This is a genomic window from Pseudoalteromonas sp. (assembly GCF_041629635.1).
Taxonomy (GTDB): Bacteria; Pseudomonadota; Gammaproteobacteria; order Enterobacterales; family Alteromonadaceae; genus Pseudoalteromonas.
In genome coordinates this window covers 1-14971 of the sequence record NZ_JBFKMX010000089.1, presented here as the reverse complement: position 1 = coordinate 14971, position 14971 = coordinate 1, and the positions used below count along the sequence as shown (strand labels likewise).

Sequence of the window (14971 nt, the reverse complement as noted above, 5' to 3'; positions counted from 1 at the left end):
TTTTCGGTTTTAATAGGATTTTCACATAAATATGCGTATAATTCGCGGCCGTTAAAATCATTAATTATTTATGGAGCATAAAAGATGGCTTTAGAGCGTACTTTTTCTATCGTAAAACCTGATGCAGTTGCTAAAAACCACATCGGTGCTATCTACAACCGTTTCGAAACTGCTGGTCTTAAAATCGTTGCAGCTAAAATGGTTCACCTTTCAAAAGAAAAAGCTGAAGGTTTCTACGCTGAGCACAGCGAGCGTCCTTTCTTCGGTGCTTTAGTTGAGTTCATGACATCTGGTCCAGTAATGGTTACTGTGCTTGAAGGTGAGAACGCAGTACTTAAAAACCGTGAAATCATGGGTGCTACTAACCCTGCTGAAGCACTAGCTGGTACTTTACGTGCTGACTATGCAGACAGCATCGACGAAAACGCTGTTCACGGTTCAGACGCTGTAGAATCAGCTGCACGTGAAATCGCGTACTTCTTCTCTGACGAAGAAATCTGTCCACGTACTCGTTAATTCTAACGACGTAGACAAGCTGCATTAACTTTATTGATGCAGGAGAAAAGGGCTCTTTAGCCCTTTTCTTGTCATTTTGAACTAAAGCCAAGAATTTCATTCAAATTGTCACCTTTGCTTTAAATTTATAAACATGCCTTACTGACATCACAAGCCATTTGAAGGTGTATAAAAGTAAAGCAAAGTTGATATATCGACTAATATTGAGTTGTGTTACGTACTGGGGTCTGAGTTATGAGTGCTGCGGAAAAGAAAATTAATTTACTGGATTTAACCCGTGAAGGAATGCGTGAGTTATTTGTTTCGTGGGGTGAAAAGCCGTTCCGTGGCGATCAGGTAATGAAATGGATGTACCATTTTGGCATTGATAACTTTGACGAAATGTCAAATATCAACAAAAAGCTAAAAGCTAAATTACACGCTGAGTGTGAAATTAAAGCGCCTGAAATTTCAGTTAAACAAGTGGCTTCAGACGGCACCATCAAGTACGCCTTGGTACTTGAAGGTGGTCAAGAAGTTGAAACAGTATGGATCCCAGAAAAAGACCGTGCAACTTTATGTGTTTCGTCACAAGTAGGCTGTGCCCTTGAGTGTACCTTCTGCTCTACAGCACAACAGGGTTTTAACCGTAACCTAAAAGTATCTGAAATCATTGGTCAGGTTTGGCGCGTAGCAAAAGACATCGGTTTACACGGTGATTCAACAAAACGTCCTATTACCAATGTGGTAATGATGGGTATGGGTGAGCCACTTTTAAACATCAATAATGTTGTACCAGCAATGGAACTGATGATGGATGATTGGGCGTTTGGCCTTTCTAAGCGTCGCGTAACATTGAGTACTTCAGGTGTTGTACCTGCACTTGATATTCTGAAAGAGAAAATCGATGTAGCATTGGCAATTTCACTTCACGCACCTAACAACGAACTGCGTGATGTACTGGTGCCTATCAATAAAAAGTACCCAATTGAAGAGTTCTTAGCAGCATGTCGTCGTTACATTGACGGTTCGAAAGCCAACAAAGACATCACTATTGAATACGTTATGCTGCAAGGGGTGAATGATAGCACCGACCATGCCCATGAACTGGTGAAAGTGCTAAAAGGTACTCCGTCAAAAATTAACCTTATTCCGTTTAACCCATTCCCAGGTAATGAATATGGCCGTTCAAGTAACAGTCGTATTGACCGCTTCTCGAAGGTGCTGCAAGCGGCTGGTTTAACCTGTATTGTTCGCCGTACTCGCGGTGATGATATTGATGCAGCGTGTGGTCAGTTAGTGGGCGATGTGGTTGACCGTACTAAACGTGTGATGAAGAAAAAGCAGCTTGATGATAATAAAATCGCGGTAAATACAGTAAACCTATAATTGGTACTAATAAAAAATAAGATGATCCTAACGCTAATTCGGGTAGAATTAAGGTAATTGTCAGAAAATGAGTATAACTATGCGTCGTTCAATATTAGTAGGTGTTGCAGTGCTTGCAACAACAGGATGTGTAACCGAAAGTGTGTATGTAGGCAGTGATAAACCGGTTGTGGAAAATCGCATCGATAATGATGAAGCTGCAAGAACACGTATCTCTCTGGCATTAAAATATTTAGCGTCAGGCGATAGTACACAAGCAAAATATAACCTTGAGCGTGCAGCAAAATTTTCACCAAAGCTTCCTGAAGTGCATTACACCACGGCTTATTATTATCAGCAAGTGGGTGAAAATGAGCTTGCTAAAGACTCATACTTGCGCGCAATTGACATTGCACCAAATGACCCAAATACATTAAATAACTATGGTGTATTTTTATGTGGCTTAGGTGAATATGATGAAGCATCAGAGTACATTTTACGTGCGATTGAAGTGCCAAGTTACTTACGTGTTTCGCAAAGTTATGAAAACCTGGCCCTTTGTGCCATCGAAAATAACGAATTCGATGAAGCGGAAGAATATCTAGAAGCGTCTGTTAAGCACAGCCCTTCGCGTGGTTCTTCATTAGTAAACTTGTCTGCGATCTATTACGCTAAAAGTGATTTACATCGTGCTCAGACGTTTATGAACCGCTATGAAAAATCTGGTCGTATTTCATCACGTTCTTTAATGTTGTCATACTTAATCGAAAGCCGTATGGGGCATATTGAGAAAGCTTCTACATTAGCACTGACACTACAGCAAACCTATGGCAATTCTATTGAAGCAAAACAGCTCAAACAAAAGAAAACCGCTGATAGTGAGTTCGAACGTTTACGTGAAAAATACCGTAAAAATGAACTAAGTAAACTAAAAAAAGAGCTAAACCCTGATGGTAAAGCGGCTATCAAAAAGCCTAAAGTAAAAGTAGTAAAGCGCAAAGCTCCAGCTGAAGAAACGCAAGTAACAGCTTCTGAAAAAGTGGATGTCGAGCCACAAGCGCAAGTTGAAGTGGCAAAACCTATCCCACAAGTAACCAAAAATGAAGTTGTTCTCGCGCAAGCGAAAAAGGCTGAAGATGCAGGCGAAAAAGTAGAGCAAGTTGCAACGCCATTAAAACTTGTTGAAACGCCTTACCACATAATGAAAGGTGGCGAGAACCTATTCTCAGTGTCGGTTAAATATAATGTGAAACTGGCGAAACTGCTGGAATGGAATGGTCTAACAGAGAATGACCCTGTTTTCGCAGGTACTAAAATTTATCTTAATAACCCAAACGTGTACCACTTGGTTAAAGATGGCGATACATTATTTAGTATTTCTGTTAAGTATAACTTGCGCATGAAAACATTAGCCGAGTGGAATGATATTCAAGAATCGGCAACTTTGAGTCCTGGCAATAAAATTATATTAGTGAATCCAAAAACTTACGCACTATGACCGAAGAAGTATTAGAGCAATCACCGAGTGTTGGCTTAGGTGAACAACTTTCTAACGCCCGAGAGCAATTTAATGTCTCTGTCGATGAAATGGCGCACAGGTTAAAATTAACTGCAACCCAAATAGAAGCCTTGGAAAGAGAAGATTATGGCAAGTTAGGTCCTGTCACTTTCGTAAAGGGCTACATTCGTTGTTATTGTCGTGATTTTTCACTCGATGAGAGTGCATTAATGTCACAGTTTTCACATCAACGTGAAGAAGCCGAAAAGCGTATGCAGAGTTTTTCTAGGCGCACTGAACGTGAAGCGAAAGACAACCGCTTAATGCTATTTAGTTATGCCATTATCGCTTTGATCATTGGCTCATCGTTATTTATTTGGTGGCAAAACCGAGAAATCTCGCAAGTCACAACCGTTGTGAGTACCGAAACTGAATTATCAGAAGCAGAGAATGTTAGTAAGATCAATGTCTCACAAGTAGAGGGAACTGAACAGCTTAGGCCTACACAGAGTGATGTCGCTATCACAATTGAAGAGCAATCAGGTCTTAATCAACAACCTTTACTTGAACAAACAAGTGTTCCTGTTAGCAACACAGACGTCAAAAATAATCGTGCGGACAATGTTGATACCATTACAATGACATTCAAAGGCGATAGTTGGGTTGAAATTTTTGATGCAGAAGGCGAACGAGTCGCGTTTGGTGTAAAGAAAAAAGGTTATGTAATGACATTAGAAGGCAAAGCACCTTTTAATGTGGTATTGGGTAAACACTACATTGTTGATGTTAAATTTAATGGCGATTTAATTGATATTTCGCATTTTCCAACTAACCGTTTAGCCAAATTTAGCCTGCCGTTGAGTGAGTAATAAGTATGTTTTCAGAATCTCCAATAAAACGTCGTAAATCGAAACGCATTTATGTAGGTAATGTACCGATTGGTGATGGTGCACCCATTGCTGTGCAATCAATGACCAATACTGAAACTACAGATGTTGCCGCTACTGTTGCGCAAATCAAAGCAATTCAAGATGCTGGTGCTGATATTGTGCGCGTATCTGTACCAACTATGGATGCAGCTGAAGCATTTAAAGAAATCAAGCAACAAGTAGATATTCCGCTGGTTGCAGATATTCACTTTGATTACCGCATCGCATTAAAAGTTGCTGAATACGGTGCTGACTGTTTACGTATCAACCCAGGTAATATTGGCAGCGAAGAGCGAATCCAAGCCGTGGTAAATGCTGCGCGTGAAAAGAATATTCCAATTCGCATTGGTGTTAATGGCGGCTCGCTAGAGCGTGATATTCAAGAAAAGTACGGTGAACCGACACCTGAGGCGTTACTTGAATCAGCAATGCGCCATGTCAATATTCTAAAACGCTTAAATTTTGAAAACTTTAAAGTATCCGTTAAAGCGTCTGATGTTTTTCTTGCTGTGGGTGCATACCGTTTATTAGCAAAAGAAATTGAACAGCCACTGCATTTAGGTATTACTGAAGCGGGTGGTTTTAGAGCGGGTTCTGTTAAATCGGCAGTTGGTTTAGGTATGCTACTTGCCGAAGGTATAGGTGATACGTTACGTGTATCGCTTGCAGCTGATCCTGTTCAAGAGATTAAAGTTGGTTTTGATATTTTAAAGTCGCTGCGTATTCGTTCGCGCGGTATTAATTTTATTGCCTGTCCAAGTTGTTCACGTCAAGAGTTTGATGTGGTCAGCACCATGAACCAACTGGAAGAGCGCTTAGAAGACGTTATTGAACCTGTGACTGTTTCAGTTATTGGCTGTGTGGTAAACGGCCCAGGCGAGGCGCTTGTCAGTGACTTAGGCTTGGCGGGCGCTAATAAGCGTTCAGGTTTATATATCAATGGTGAGCGTCAAAAAACACGGATTGATAACAATCAAATAGTTGACCAATTAGAAACACAAATTCGCGATTACATCGCTAAAAAAAGTACTGAACAACAAATAGACGTTAAGTTAGTTGAGTAAGTAGTTTCGTTGGGTATAATTGACAATCTTCTTTTTCTGGGGCGATTTCGCCCCATGCATTTAATTAGCATTAGGGTAAGGTAAGGCAGCGTGGCAAAACAAATCCAAGCAGTTCGCGGCATGAATGACTGTGTACCAGGTGATACTCAGGTATGGCAGAAAGTAGAAAGCATTTTACGCGAAACAGTTGCATCATATGGCTATCAAGAAATTCGTTTCCCAATTGTTGAATCAACTGATCTGTTTAAGCGCTCAATTGGTGAAGTTACGGATATCGTTGAAAAGGAAATGTACACCTTTGAAGACCGTAACGGTGATAGCCTTACGTTACGCCCTGAAGGTACAGCTGTATGCGTACGCGCAGGTAATCAAAATGGCCTTCTTTACAACCAAGAGCAACGCCTTTGGTATATGGGACCAATGTTCCGTCACGAAAGACCACAAAAAGGGCGCTACCGTCAGTTTCACCAGTTTGGCTTGGAAGTATTTGGTTTTGAAACAGCAGACATTGACGCAGAAGTAATTATTTTAACGGCGCGTTTATGGCAAGCGTTTGGTATCAGTGAACATGTGCGTTTAGAGCTGAACTCACTTGGTTCAAATGAGGCGCGTGTTAAATACCGTGATGCATTAGTTGCTTACCTTGAGCAAAATATTGATGCGTTAGATGAAGATTCAAAGCGCCGTATGCACTCAAATCCATTACGTGTACTCGATAGTAAAAACCCAGATGTACAGGCCGTTTTAGTGAATGCACCTAAACTGTCAGAGCATTTAGACGAAGAATCACAACAACATTTTGCAAATTTATGTGAACGTTTAGATGCAGCGGGTATCGAATATCAGGTTAATGAGAAGCTGGTTCGTGGTTTAGATTATTACAACCGCACTGTTTTTGAATGGGTAACCGAAAGCTTAGGTGCTCAGGGTACAGTTTGTGCTGGCGGTCGTTATGATGGCTTAGTAGAGCAATTAGGTGGTAAAGCAACGCCAGCAGTTGGTTTTGCAATGGGAATGGAGCGTTTAGTTCTATTACTGCAAGAGCTTAACTGCGTTGGTGAAATTCGTCGCACCAGTGATGTTTATATCGCAGCAATGGGCGATGCAGCGAGCATTCAAGCGCCAGTAATTGCTGAAAAGTTACGTGCTAAAGTACCTGGTATTCGCATTATTGTGCATGCCGGTGGCGGTAACTTTAAGAAACAATTAAAACGAGCAGATAAAAGTGATGCGGTTTACGCACTAATTATTGGTGAAAGTGAACTTGAGAATAATCAAGTAACAGTAAAACACTTACGTGAGCATCAAGAACAACAAACACTAGATTTAGATCAAGCAGCCGAGTTGCTAAAAGGCTTGGTATAAGAGGTTAGAATGGAAATTTATTCAACAGAAGAACAACAAGCAGAAGCAATAAAACGATTTTTCCGTGAAAATGGTGCATCTTTAATTGCCGGCGTGGTAATTGGTTTAGGTGGTTTATATGGTTGGAAAGCTTATAACCAATCGCAAATTGATAGTGCCGAAGCTGCATCTGACGCTTACACGCAATTAATTTCTAAAGCAGGTCAAGATGACTCAGATGTGTTAGCTAAGTCTGACGCGTTTTTAACTGAATATAAAGATTCAAGCTATGCAGTACTTGCCGCATTTGTTACTGCTCGTGAAGCAGTTGATGCGAAAAATTATGCAGCTGCGAAAGAAAAGCTAGAGTGGGTTGTTACTAACTCATCACAAGCTGAACTAAAAGCAGTAGCGACAACACGCATTGCACGTATTGAACTGGCTGAAGGTAACTTTGATGCAGCACTAGCTAAGTTAAATTCGACTTTACCAGATGCTTTTAAATCACAAGTTGAAGAGTTAAAAGGCGATATTTACCTAGCGAAAGAAGATAAAGACAATGCCCGTTTAGCCTATCAAGCCGCGATTGATGCTGCAGGTGAAGCGCCAAGCCAACTTCTTCAAGTTAAATTGGATAATCTTGCCGTTGCACAGTCGCTGTAGGTGATTTATGAAAAAAATTACCTTAGCTAGTTTGCTATTACTAACCTTAGGGTTAGCAGGTTGTTCGTCGAGTGATGACGATGAAGATGAGTTAAAGTTGCCTGAAATTGTAAATCAATTTGAAGCTAATAGCGTTTGGCAAACGACTGTTGGTGCAGGTGTTGAGCATTACTTTTCGCGTCTTTCACCAGTGGTTTACAAAGATACTGTTTTTGTTGCATCACGCGGTGGGGAAATAAGAGCGATAGACATTAATACTGGTAAACAGTTATGGCGTAAGGATGTTCGTAAGAACCCTGCTTTTTGGCCTTGGGCTGATGACGACAGTGCCAAACTTTCCGGTGGTTTAAGCGAAGCCTACGGCAAAATTTTTGTCGGCACTGAGCGTGGTGAAGTGATTGCACTTGACCGTGAAACAGGTGAGCTTGCATGGCGTAAAAAAGTGCCTGGTGAAGCATTATCAGCGCCAGCTGCAGGGGATGGCTTAATTTATGTGAATTTAGGCTCAGGCAAACTTGTCGCACTTCACCCTGATCATGGTGAACAGCGTTGGGTATATGAGCATGAAGTACCAGCGTTAACGTTGCGTGGTATTAGTTCACCGCAGTCTGCTAATGGTGGTGTTATTTTCGGTGAAGAAAATGGCAAGCTTTCAGTAGTTATTGCGGAAAACGGCTTTTTAGCATGGCAAGCTGATGTAGCAGTGCCGCAAGGTACTTCAGAGTTCGAGCGTTTAGCTGATGTTGATACGCAGCCAATCATCCAAGGTTCAACAGTTTACTCATTGGCTTACAATGGCAATTTAGTAGCTGTGGATGTACGAAGCGGAAACGTACTTTGGAAACGTGAATACAGTGGTTATCGTGATTTTACTATCGATGGTCGTAACATCTATTTGGTAGATAGCCAAGGTTCTATCTATGCTTTAGATGCAAGCTCAGGTATTGAACGTTGGAGTCAGCCAGCACTTAATGGTTGGTTCTTAACAGGCCCTACGGTATTTGGTAACTACTTAGTAACTGGTGATCAGGAAGGTAATCTGCACTGGTTAGATAAAGAAACAGGTGATCTTGTTTCGCGTAGTGAATTCGATAGTTCTGGTTTTTATGTAGAACCAGTAACTGCGGGTGATAAATTAATTGTTATCACTCGTGACGGTGAAGTTAGCTTAGTTAACTTACCACTAGCGAATTAATAGTTTATTGCCAAGTGCTACTTGGCAGTTTAAAGGCTTCGTTACGGCTTGCACTGGACGAAGCCTTTTGTTGTTTATTTAAGAGGTTGAATATGCTTCCTGTGATTGCCCTAGTGGGTCGTCCTAATGTTGGGAAATCAACATTATTTAATCGGTTAACGCGTACGCGTGACGCCCTTGTTGCGGACTTCCCAGGTCTAACACGTGATCGTAAATATGGCCAAGCAAGTTATGAAGATTATGAATTCATTTTAGTTGATACTGGCGGTATAGATGGTTCTGAACAGGGCATTGAATCTGAAATGGCTGAACAATCGCTGTTAGCGATTGAAGAAGCGGATATCGTGATGTTTTTAGTGGATGCCAGAGCAGGTTTAACTGCGTCTGATCTTGGCATTGCAGACCACTTACGTAAACAACAAAAGAAAGTATTCGTTGTTGCTAATAAAATTGACGGTATTGATGCTGACTCTAACTGTGCTGAATTTTATCAGCTTGCATTAGGTGAAGTGTATCAAATCGCAGCAGCTCATGGCCGTGGTATTACATCATTACTTGATACTGCATTACAGCCAGTAATTGCTGAATATGCTGAGGCATACCGTGCAGCAAACCCTGAAGAATTCGAAGATGAATTAGTTGATTCACTTTATGACGATGAGAATGAAGGGGAAGACGTTGACGGTGAGCGCCCAGATAAGCCGGTTAAGCTTGCGATTATTGGTCGTCCAAACGTAGGTAAATCAACACTTACTAACCGTATTTTGGGTGAAGAACGTGTAATTGTGTACGATATGCCGGGTACCACTCGTGACTCTGTATATATTCCAATGACACGCAATGAAAAAGAATACGTGCTTATTGATACCGCTGGTGTGCGAAAGCGTAAAAAAGTATCGGACGTTGTTGAAAAGTTCTCAGTGATTAAAACCCTGAAAGCTATTGAAGATGCAAACGTTGTACTACTTGTAATTGATGCGCGCGAAGGTATCAGCGACCAAGACTTAAGCTTATTAGGTTATACGCTAAATGCAGGTCGTTCATTGGTAATTGCTGTGAACAAGTGGGATGGACTAGATACAGACGTTAAAGAGCGTATTAAATCAGAGCTAGATCGTCGTTTAGGCTTTATTGATTTTGCCCGTATTCACTTTATCTCTGCACTTCATGGTACTGGTGTTGGCCATTTATTTGAATCAGTTGATGAAGCGTATGAGTCTGCTACCAAGCGTATCAGTACTGCGATGCTGCGCCGTATTATGGACATGGCACAGGCGGATCACCAGCCACCATTGGTGCGTGGTCGTCGCGTTAAGCTTAAATATGCACACGCAGGGGGTTATAACCCACCGATTATCGTTATTCACGGTAACCAAGTAAAAGACCTGCCAGATTCATATAAGCGTTATATGATGAATTACTATCGTAAAGCATTGAAAGTAATGGGCACGCCAATCAAGATTGAATTTAGAGAAGGCGATAACCCTTATGCTGGCCGTACCAATAAAATGACATTGTCACAGCAGCGTCAGCGCAAACGCATTTCTAAAATGTATACGAAAAAGTAACACTTTTAGATTTGTTCAAAAAAGCACCTTAATGGTGCTTTTTTCGTATCAAGTCATGGAAATAGCTGCAATAAAACGCAATTCTGTGCTAATAATTAGACAATAAGAATAATTAATCATCACTTCATAATGGATTACTTAAAAACAGTTATCTACGTTGATAATGTTGAAGAAACACTCGATTTCTATTATCAGGCATTTGCCATCAATACCGCGCAGTTAGACGAAGATGGTCAATATGGCGAATTAGACTTTCAAGGTGCACGCATTGCTTTTGCTGCCCATCCATTAGCACAATCTCACTTTAAACAGAGCTATATTCGCGCTCAGCCCAAACAACCCGCTTTGGGCTTTGAGTTAGTATTGCACGTAGAGGATATTAATCTAGCGTTTACCAAAGCAGTGGATGCAGGTGCTGAGCCACTTAGTGCACCTAATGAAATGGAAGGTAAAAACCTTGCATATGTGCGCTCTATTGAAGGAACATTAATCGCATTAAGCGAGTAAGCTTTGCTTCATAAATTGCCATGTTTCATCTGAGTTGATAATGCGACCATGGCCAAGTTTATCCACCGCTTTTAGCCTAATGTGTGCATGTTGTTTTGCTTGCTCATCTGCTAATGCGAAATTGGCAAATTTATCATTCTTATCATGAATTATATGTACTGGGTGGGCATGTGGTTTAATGTGAAGTTCTGGCAAAATTTGTTGAAATTGCATTTGATGTTCTTGTTCAACACTTGATCGCACGCCTTTAAACAATCGTTTATTAATACCCGTATTTAAAATGCGCTGTTCAAATGAATCGTAAAAACCAAAGGTGGGTGCAATCAGTAAATGGGGGAGCTGTTTACTCACATTGAGTGCTGCAACTGTGCCCATCGAATGACTAACAATCGCTTTAGGGCTTTCAATACTATTTACCACCGATTGTAGGCCTTTGATAAAAAGCGGTAAATTAGCGAATTTACCTTCACTTTCGCCATGTCCATAATGATCAAAAGCGGTTGCTTTAAAGCCAGCTTGAGCTACTTTTTCCATCAATGGTAAAAACAGCCTGCCACTGCCAGACCAGCCGTGTGTAAAAATGATTTCAGGGCCTTGACCAATCGAAATCAGATTAAGATTGCCATAATCTGTTTTCAATTTATGTTCTAAAAAAGGTGACTTTAACTTTGCTTGCTTGCGCCTTTTTGCTGGTGTTAGTAATAACTTATTTGTTTGCTTAAGGGCAAAGTTTGGCGCAATTTTTAAAACCGAAGTCGACGCCGCTTTAATCAAATAGTAGGCAAAAGGTTTTCTATTTGCTGAAGAAGAAAAATAAATTTTACTGCTCATAATAATTTAAGCTCGATGACGTTCAATAAGTTGATTAAATGCATGGTTAAAGCGGCTGTGATTTTCATCTTCAACACCGAGCCACGACATGCTTTGGCTGCCTAAATAAAGTGCGTATAGTTCAAATACAAACTGCTCTGCGTTTACATCTGCTTTGAATTGGCCGCTTTTGATAACCAAGTCAACTTTGTGAGTTAAATAACTTAACCAATTAGCAAGGTCCTGTTTTACTTGGTCATGAATTGCGCCCGGCTGATCATCAAACTCAACCGCAGCTGAAATAAAAATGCAGGTTTTTGCTTGCTCTTCGTACCAACCTAACCAGTTTTTACATAATGAAAGTAATTGGTTAAGTGGATCTAATTCGCGATCTATTGGTTTTATAACAATGCTTTGAAATAGAGCGTTGGCAAATTCAAGCACGTTTAGTTGCAATGTCTCTTTAGATTTAAAATGTGAAAATAACCCCGATTTTGACATGCCAGTAGCAACCGCAAGACCGCCAATAGTGAGGTTATCTAAACTCGATTGTGTTGCGATTTTTAATGCCGTTGCAAGAATTTGCTGTTTGGTTTCTTGGCCTTTGCCCATAAAAGTACGATCGTACTTAAAGTAAATGGTAAGAACTTCTTTTGTTGTCTTTTTTTTCCACAGTCTATACTTGATGTATTGAAAAAAAGAGGGTTTTTATGTTGCCACCTGACACTCTGGCCAATGAAAATATTAGAATAAAAACGCTGCAAAGTTTGAATGTGCTGGACACACCTGCTGAAGAACGTTTGGATAGAATTACCCAAATAGCTGCCAATATGTTTAATGTACCAATCGCGTTAGTATCCTTAGTTGATAATGAACGACAGTGGTTTAAGTCGTGTATTGGGCTCGAAGTCAATGAAACTCCGCGTGATATTTCATTTTGCGGCCATGCAATCTTGAGTGATCAAGCGTTTGTGGTGAATGACACGCTTAATGACATTCGTTTTGCGGATAATCCGTTAGTAACAGGTGCGCCGTTTATCCGTTTTTATGCTGGCATACCACTTGCCCATGATAATGGTGAGCGTTTAGGAACTTTATGCATTATTGATACAAAACCACGAGATTTCAGCACTGACGATATTTCGTTACTACGTGAGCTGGCTGTATTAGTTGAGTTAGAGCTTGTTCATAAGATTGCAAATACCATGGATGAAGTATCGGGTCTTTCAAATAAGGCTGGTTTTAAATTGCTAGCACCTGTAAGTTTGAAGGTTTGTCAGAAATTAAACCTCAAGGTGTCAGTGGTGTATCTCTTTATGAAGGGGTTATTAAGCTACAAGCAGGATGTCGAAAAGTATAATACGTTTTTACGTACAACTGCGGATGTATTTAAAGCTAATTTACGTGCTACTGATTTAATCGCGCATTATGATGAGAATAGTTTTGTGGCATTGGTAAGCAATGCAAATAAAATTAATACTCAAAGCAAAGTTAATGACTTAGTTAAGCAGTTGAATCAATTAAGTCATGCAAAAAACTACGATAACAAAATTGAGTTCATTACAGGCGTAATAGATAGCTCACCATTTTGTGATATTGATGAGCTAATTTTTAATGCATTTTTAAAGCTTAATGATCAGGCTATGTGATGAATTATTAAAAACAAGACTGAAAAATCAATTGTTTAATTATTTCTTGGCTGGGCTTGATTTTCTCCATTGATAAAAACTCATCAGGCTGATGCGCTTGCTGAATTGAACCTGGTCCCATAACGATAGTTTCACAGCCCAACTGTTGTAAAAAAGGTGCTTCAGTGCAGTAATTTACTGCTTGTGCTTTTTCACCTGAGAGCTTCTCAGCAAGCTTCACTAGACTACTATCGGTTGAGCCAGAAAATGCCGGAATAGGGTCGTGTAAATCAATAACTGCAACGGCATTTGGGTATTTGTTATTGATAGGTGCTACCGCTTGTAACAACATCGCTTGTAATTCAGCAATACTAATGCCGGGTATCGGCCGCATATCAATGTGTAGTTCACAACAGCCGCAAATGCGGTTGGCATTGTCGCCACCATGAATATGTCCAAGGTTTAATGTCGGGTAAGGAATTTTAAAGTCTGAAAGTGAATATTTATTCTTTATGTCTTCTTTTAACTTTAATAGCTGAGTTATTACTAAATGCATAACTTCAATCGCATTTAGACCTGCATCAGGATCTGAGCTGTGACCTGCCTTGCCTGTAATGCGAATGGCTGTCGACATATGCCCTTTGTGTGTGTACACAGGAACCATATCAGTTGGTTCACCAATAATGCAGCGGCTAGGCCTTAATGTGTTTTGCTTAGCAATTTCAATCGCCCCTGCCATTGTGGTTTCTTCGTCTGCGGTCGCTAAAATGGTGATGGGTTGCTTGATGTTTTTGATCCCTACCTCAGTGTCAATTTCTTGCAATGCATTAATAACAAATGCAAAAAATCCTTTCATGTCAATGCTGCCTAAACCAAACAGTTTATTGTCTTGTTCACTGAGCTTAAACGGATCAAACTGCCAGCGGCTATCATCAAATGGTACTGTATCGGTATGACCTGCAAGCATCAAGCCGCCATCACCATGCCCTAACTTTGCCGCTAAATTATATTTTCCAGGGTTTGCTTCAAGTTCAGTTATTTCAATTGTAAAGCCAAGTGACTCGCACCAGGCGGCTAACAAATTAATGACTTTGCGGTTGCTCATATCGAGTGATGGCACCGTGGCGCTAATTGAGGGAGCTGCAATTAACGCGCGATACATTTCCATAAAATTCATCTGTGACATTATCTACTCAAAAAGTTTATAAATAATTATGCAAAAAAGTTGAATATAAATTTACATTGGTTTATTCTTCGATTCAATTCATTATTTTGAAATATTTAGTACCGAGACTAACAGCATGTATAAATCAACGTTACGACGATAACACTTTTTTAAAACTTGTATTAATAACCCTTTTTTAGTTTTTTTGGAGTAAATATGAATATCGTTATCGTTGGTGCAAGCGGTTACTCAGGTGCTGAACTTGCCAAATTAATATCTCTGCATGATTCGCTTAATTTAGTGGGCATGTATGTCTCTGAAAATAGCCTTGATAAAGGCAAGACACTTGTCAGCCTCTATCCTGAGTTAAATGGTGTTGTGGAAGGTACGCTTTCGCCACTTACACCAGATGCGTTTGATTCTATTAATCAACATGCTGATGCTGTTTGCCTGTGTACTGAACATTCAGTCAGTGTTGAGCTTGTGCCTCAATTTTTAGCCATGGGCAAAAAAGTATTTGATTTATCAGGTGGTTTTCGTTTGTCGTCAAATGATGATTATGAGACTTACTATGGTTTTAAACACACTAGTCCAGAATTATTGGAGCAGGCTGTTTATGGTCTTGTTGAGTGGCAAAAAGAACAAATCAAAAACGCTCAGTTAGTGGCTGTTCCTGGTTGTTATCCTACAGCTGCACTTAATGCCCTTAAACCATTAAAGCAGGCCGGCTTACTTAC

Annotated in this window: 14 protein-coding genes and 1 pseudogene; 12 read left to right on the top strand and 3 right to left on the bottom strand. The window is 40.3% G+C overall.

Going from position 1 to position 14971, the window contains the following annotated elements; translation table 11 throughout:
• Nucleotides 1-84: 84 nt before the first annotated feature.
• From ndk to ABYD77_RS12780, 10 genes are all read left to right on the top strand, one after another.
• Nucleotides 85-516, top strand: a complete 432-nt coding sequence (ndk, locus tag ABYD77_RS12825) for a nucleoside-diphosphate kinase (protein ID WP_010560883.1) — start codon at nt 85-87, stop codon at nt 514-516.
• A 234-nt stretch (nt 517-750) separates the two neighbouring features.
• On the top strand, nt 751-1884 hold the full coding sequence (locus tag ABYD77_RS12820) for a bifunctional tRNA (adenosine(37)-C2)-methyltransferase TrmG/ribosomal RNA large subunit methyltransferase RlmN (protein WP_372770467.1): 1134 nt from the start codon (nt 751-753) through the stop codon (nt 1882-1884).
• A 79-nt stretch (nt 1885-1963) separates the two neighbouring features.
• Nucleotides 1964-3361, top strand: coding sequence for a type IV pilus biogenesis/stability protein PilW (gene pilW / locus ABYD77_RS12815; RefSeq protein ID WP_372770465.1), 1398 nt, complete (start codon nt 1964-1966; stop codon nt 3359-3361).
• Entirely contained in the window at nt 3358-4230 is an 873-nt protein-coding gene (locus tag ABYD77_RS12810; protein ID WP_372770463.1) for a RodZ domain-containing protein, read from the top strand. The genes pilW and ABYD77_RS12810 overlap by 4 nt, the downstream gene beginning before the upstream one ends.
• 5 nt (nt 4231-4235) lie before the next feature.
• A complete protein-coding gene (ispG, locus tag ABYD77_RS12805) occupies nt 4236-5354 on the top strand; it encodes a flavodoxin-dependent (E)-4-hydroxy-3-methylbut-2-enyl-diphosphate synthase (RefSeq protein ID WP_372770461.1) in 1119 nt (372 codons plus the stop codon).
• Nucleotides 5355-5444: 90 nt separating this feature from the next.
• Complete coding sequence (hisS, locus tag ABYD77_RS12800) at nt 5445-6719, top strand: histidine--tRNA ligase (RefSeq protein WP_372770459.1); 1275 nt, start codon at nt 5445-5447, stop codon at nt 6717-6719.
• Between the two features lie 9 nt (nt 6720-6728).
• Nucleotides 6729-7361 carry a YfgM family protein gene (locus ABYD77_RS12795; protein WP_372770457.1) on the top strand — a complete coding sequence of 211 codons (633 nt, stop codon included), beginning with the start codon at nt 6729-6731 and terminating at the stop codon, nt 7359-7361.
• Nucleotides 7362-7368: 7 nt separating this feature from the next.
• Nucleotides 7369-8556, top strand: a complete 1188-nt coding sequence (gene bamB, locus ABYD77_RS12790; protein ID WP_372770455.1) for an outer membrane protein assembly factor BamB — start codon at nt 7369-7371, stop codon at nt 8554-8556.
• Between the two features lie 92 nt (nt 8557-8648).
• Nucleotides 8649-10124, top strand: coding sequence for a ribosome biogenesis GTPase Der (gene der / locus ABYD77_RS12785; RefSeq protein ID WP_372770453.1), 1476 nt, complete (start codon nt 8649-8651; stop codon nt 10122-10124).
• A gap of 129 nt (nt 10125-10253) precedes the next feature.
• A complete protein-coding gene (locus tag ABYD77_RS12780) occupies nt 10254-10631 on the top strand; it encodes a VOC family protein (protein ID WP_372770451.1) in 378 nt (125 codons plus the stop codon).
• Here ABYD77_RS12780 and ABYD77_RS12775 read toward each other — a convergent pair.
• Together ABYD77_RS12775 and ABYD77_RS12770 are read right to left on the bottom strand one after the other, a co-directional pair.
• A complete protein-coding gene (locus ABYD77_RS12775; RefSeq protein WP_372770449.1) occupies nt 10620-11462 on the bottom strand; it encodes an alpha/beta fold hydrolase in 843 nt (280 codons plus the stop codon). The two genes, ABYD77_RS12780 and ABYD77_RS12775, sit on opposite strands and share 12 nt — an antisense overlap.
• Before the next feature lie 6 nt (nt 11463-11468).
• Nucleotides 11469-12053 (bottom strand): TetR/AcrR family transcriptional regulator, encoded by a 585-nt coding sequence (locus ABYD77_RS12770; RefSeq protein ID WP_372770447.1) that lies wholly within the window; start codon nt 12051-12053, stop codon nt 11469-11471.
• A 98-nt stretch (nt 12054-12151) separates the two neighbouring features.
• On the opposite strand from ABYD77_RS12770, the gene ABYD77_RS12765 reads away from it, so the two are divergent.
• Complete coding sequence (locus ABYD77_RS12765; RefSeq protein WP_372770445.1) at nt 12152-13090, top strand: GAF domain-containing protein; 939 nt, start codon at nt 12152-12154, stop codon at nt 13088-13090.
• 7 nt (nt 13091-13097) lie between these two features.
• Here the strand turns inward: ABYD77_RS12765 and argE are convergent, their stop codons facing one another.
• Entirely contained in the window at nt 13098-14255 is a 1158-nt protein-coding gene (gene argE, locus ABYD77_RS12760) for an acetylornithine deacetylase (protein WP_372770443.1), read from the bottom strand.
• 195 nt (nt 14256-14450) lie between these two features.
• Between argE and ABYD77_RS12755 the strand changes: the two are divergent.
• Nucleotides 14451-14971, top strand: a pseudogene (locus tag ABYD77_RS12755) (N-acetyl-gamma-glutamyl-phosphate reductase); the annotation flags it as partial.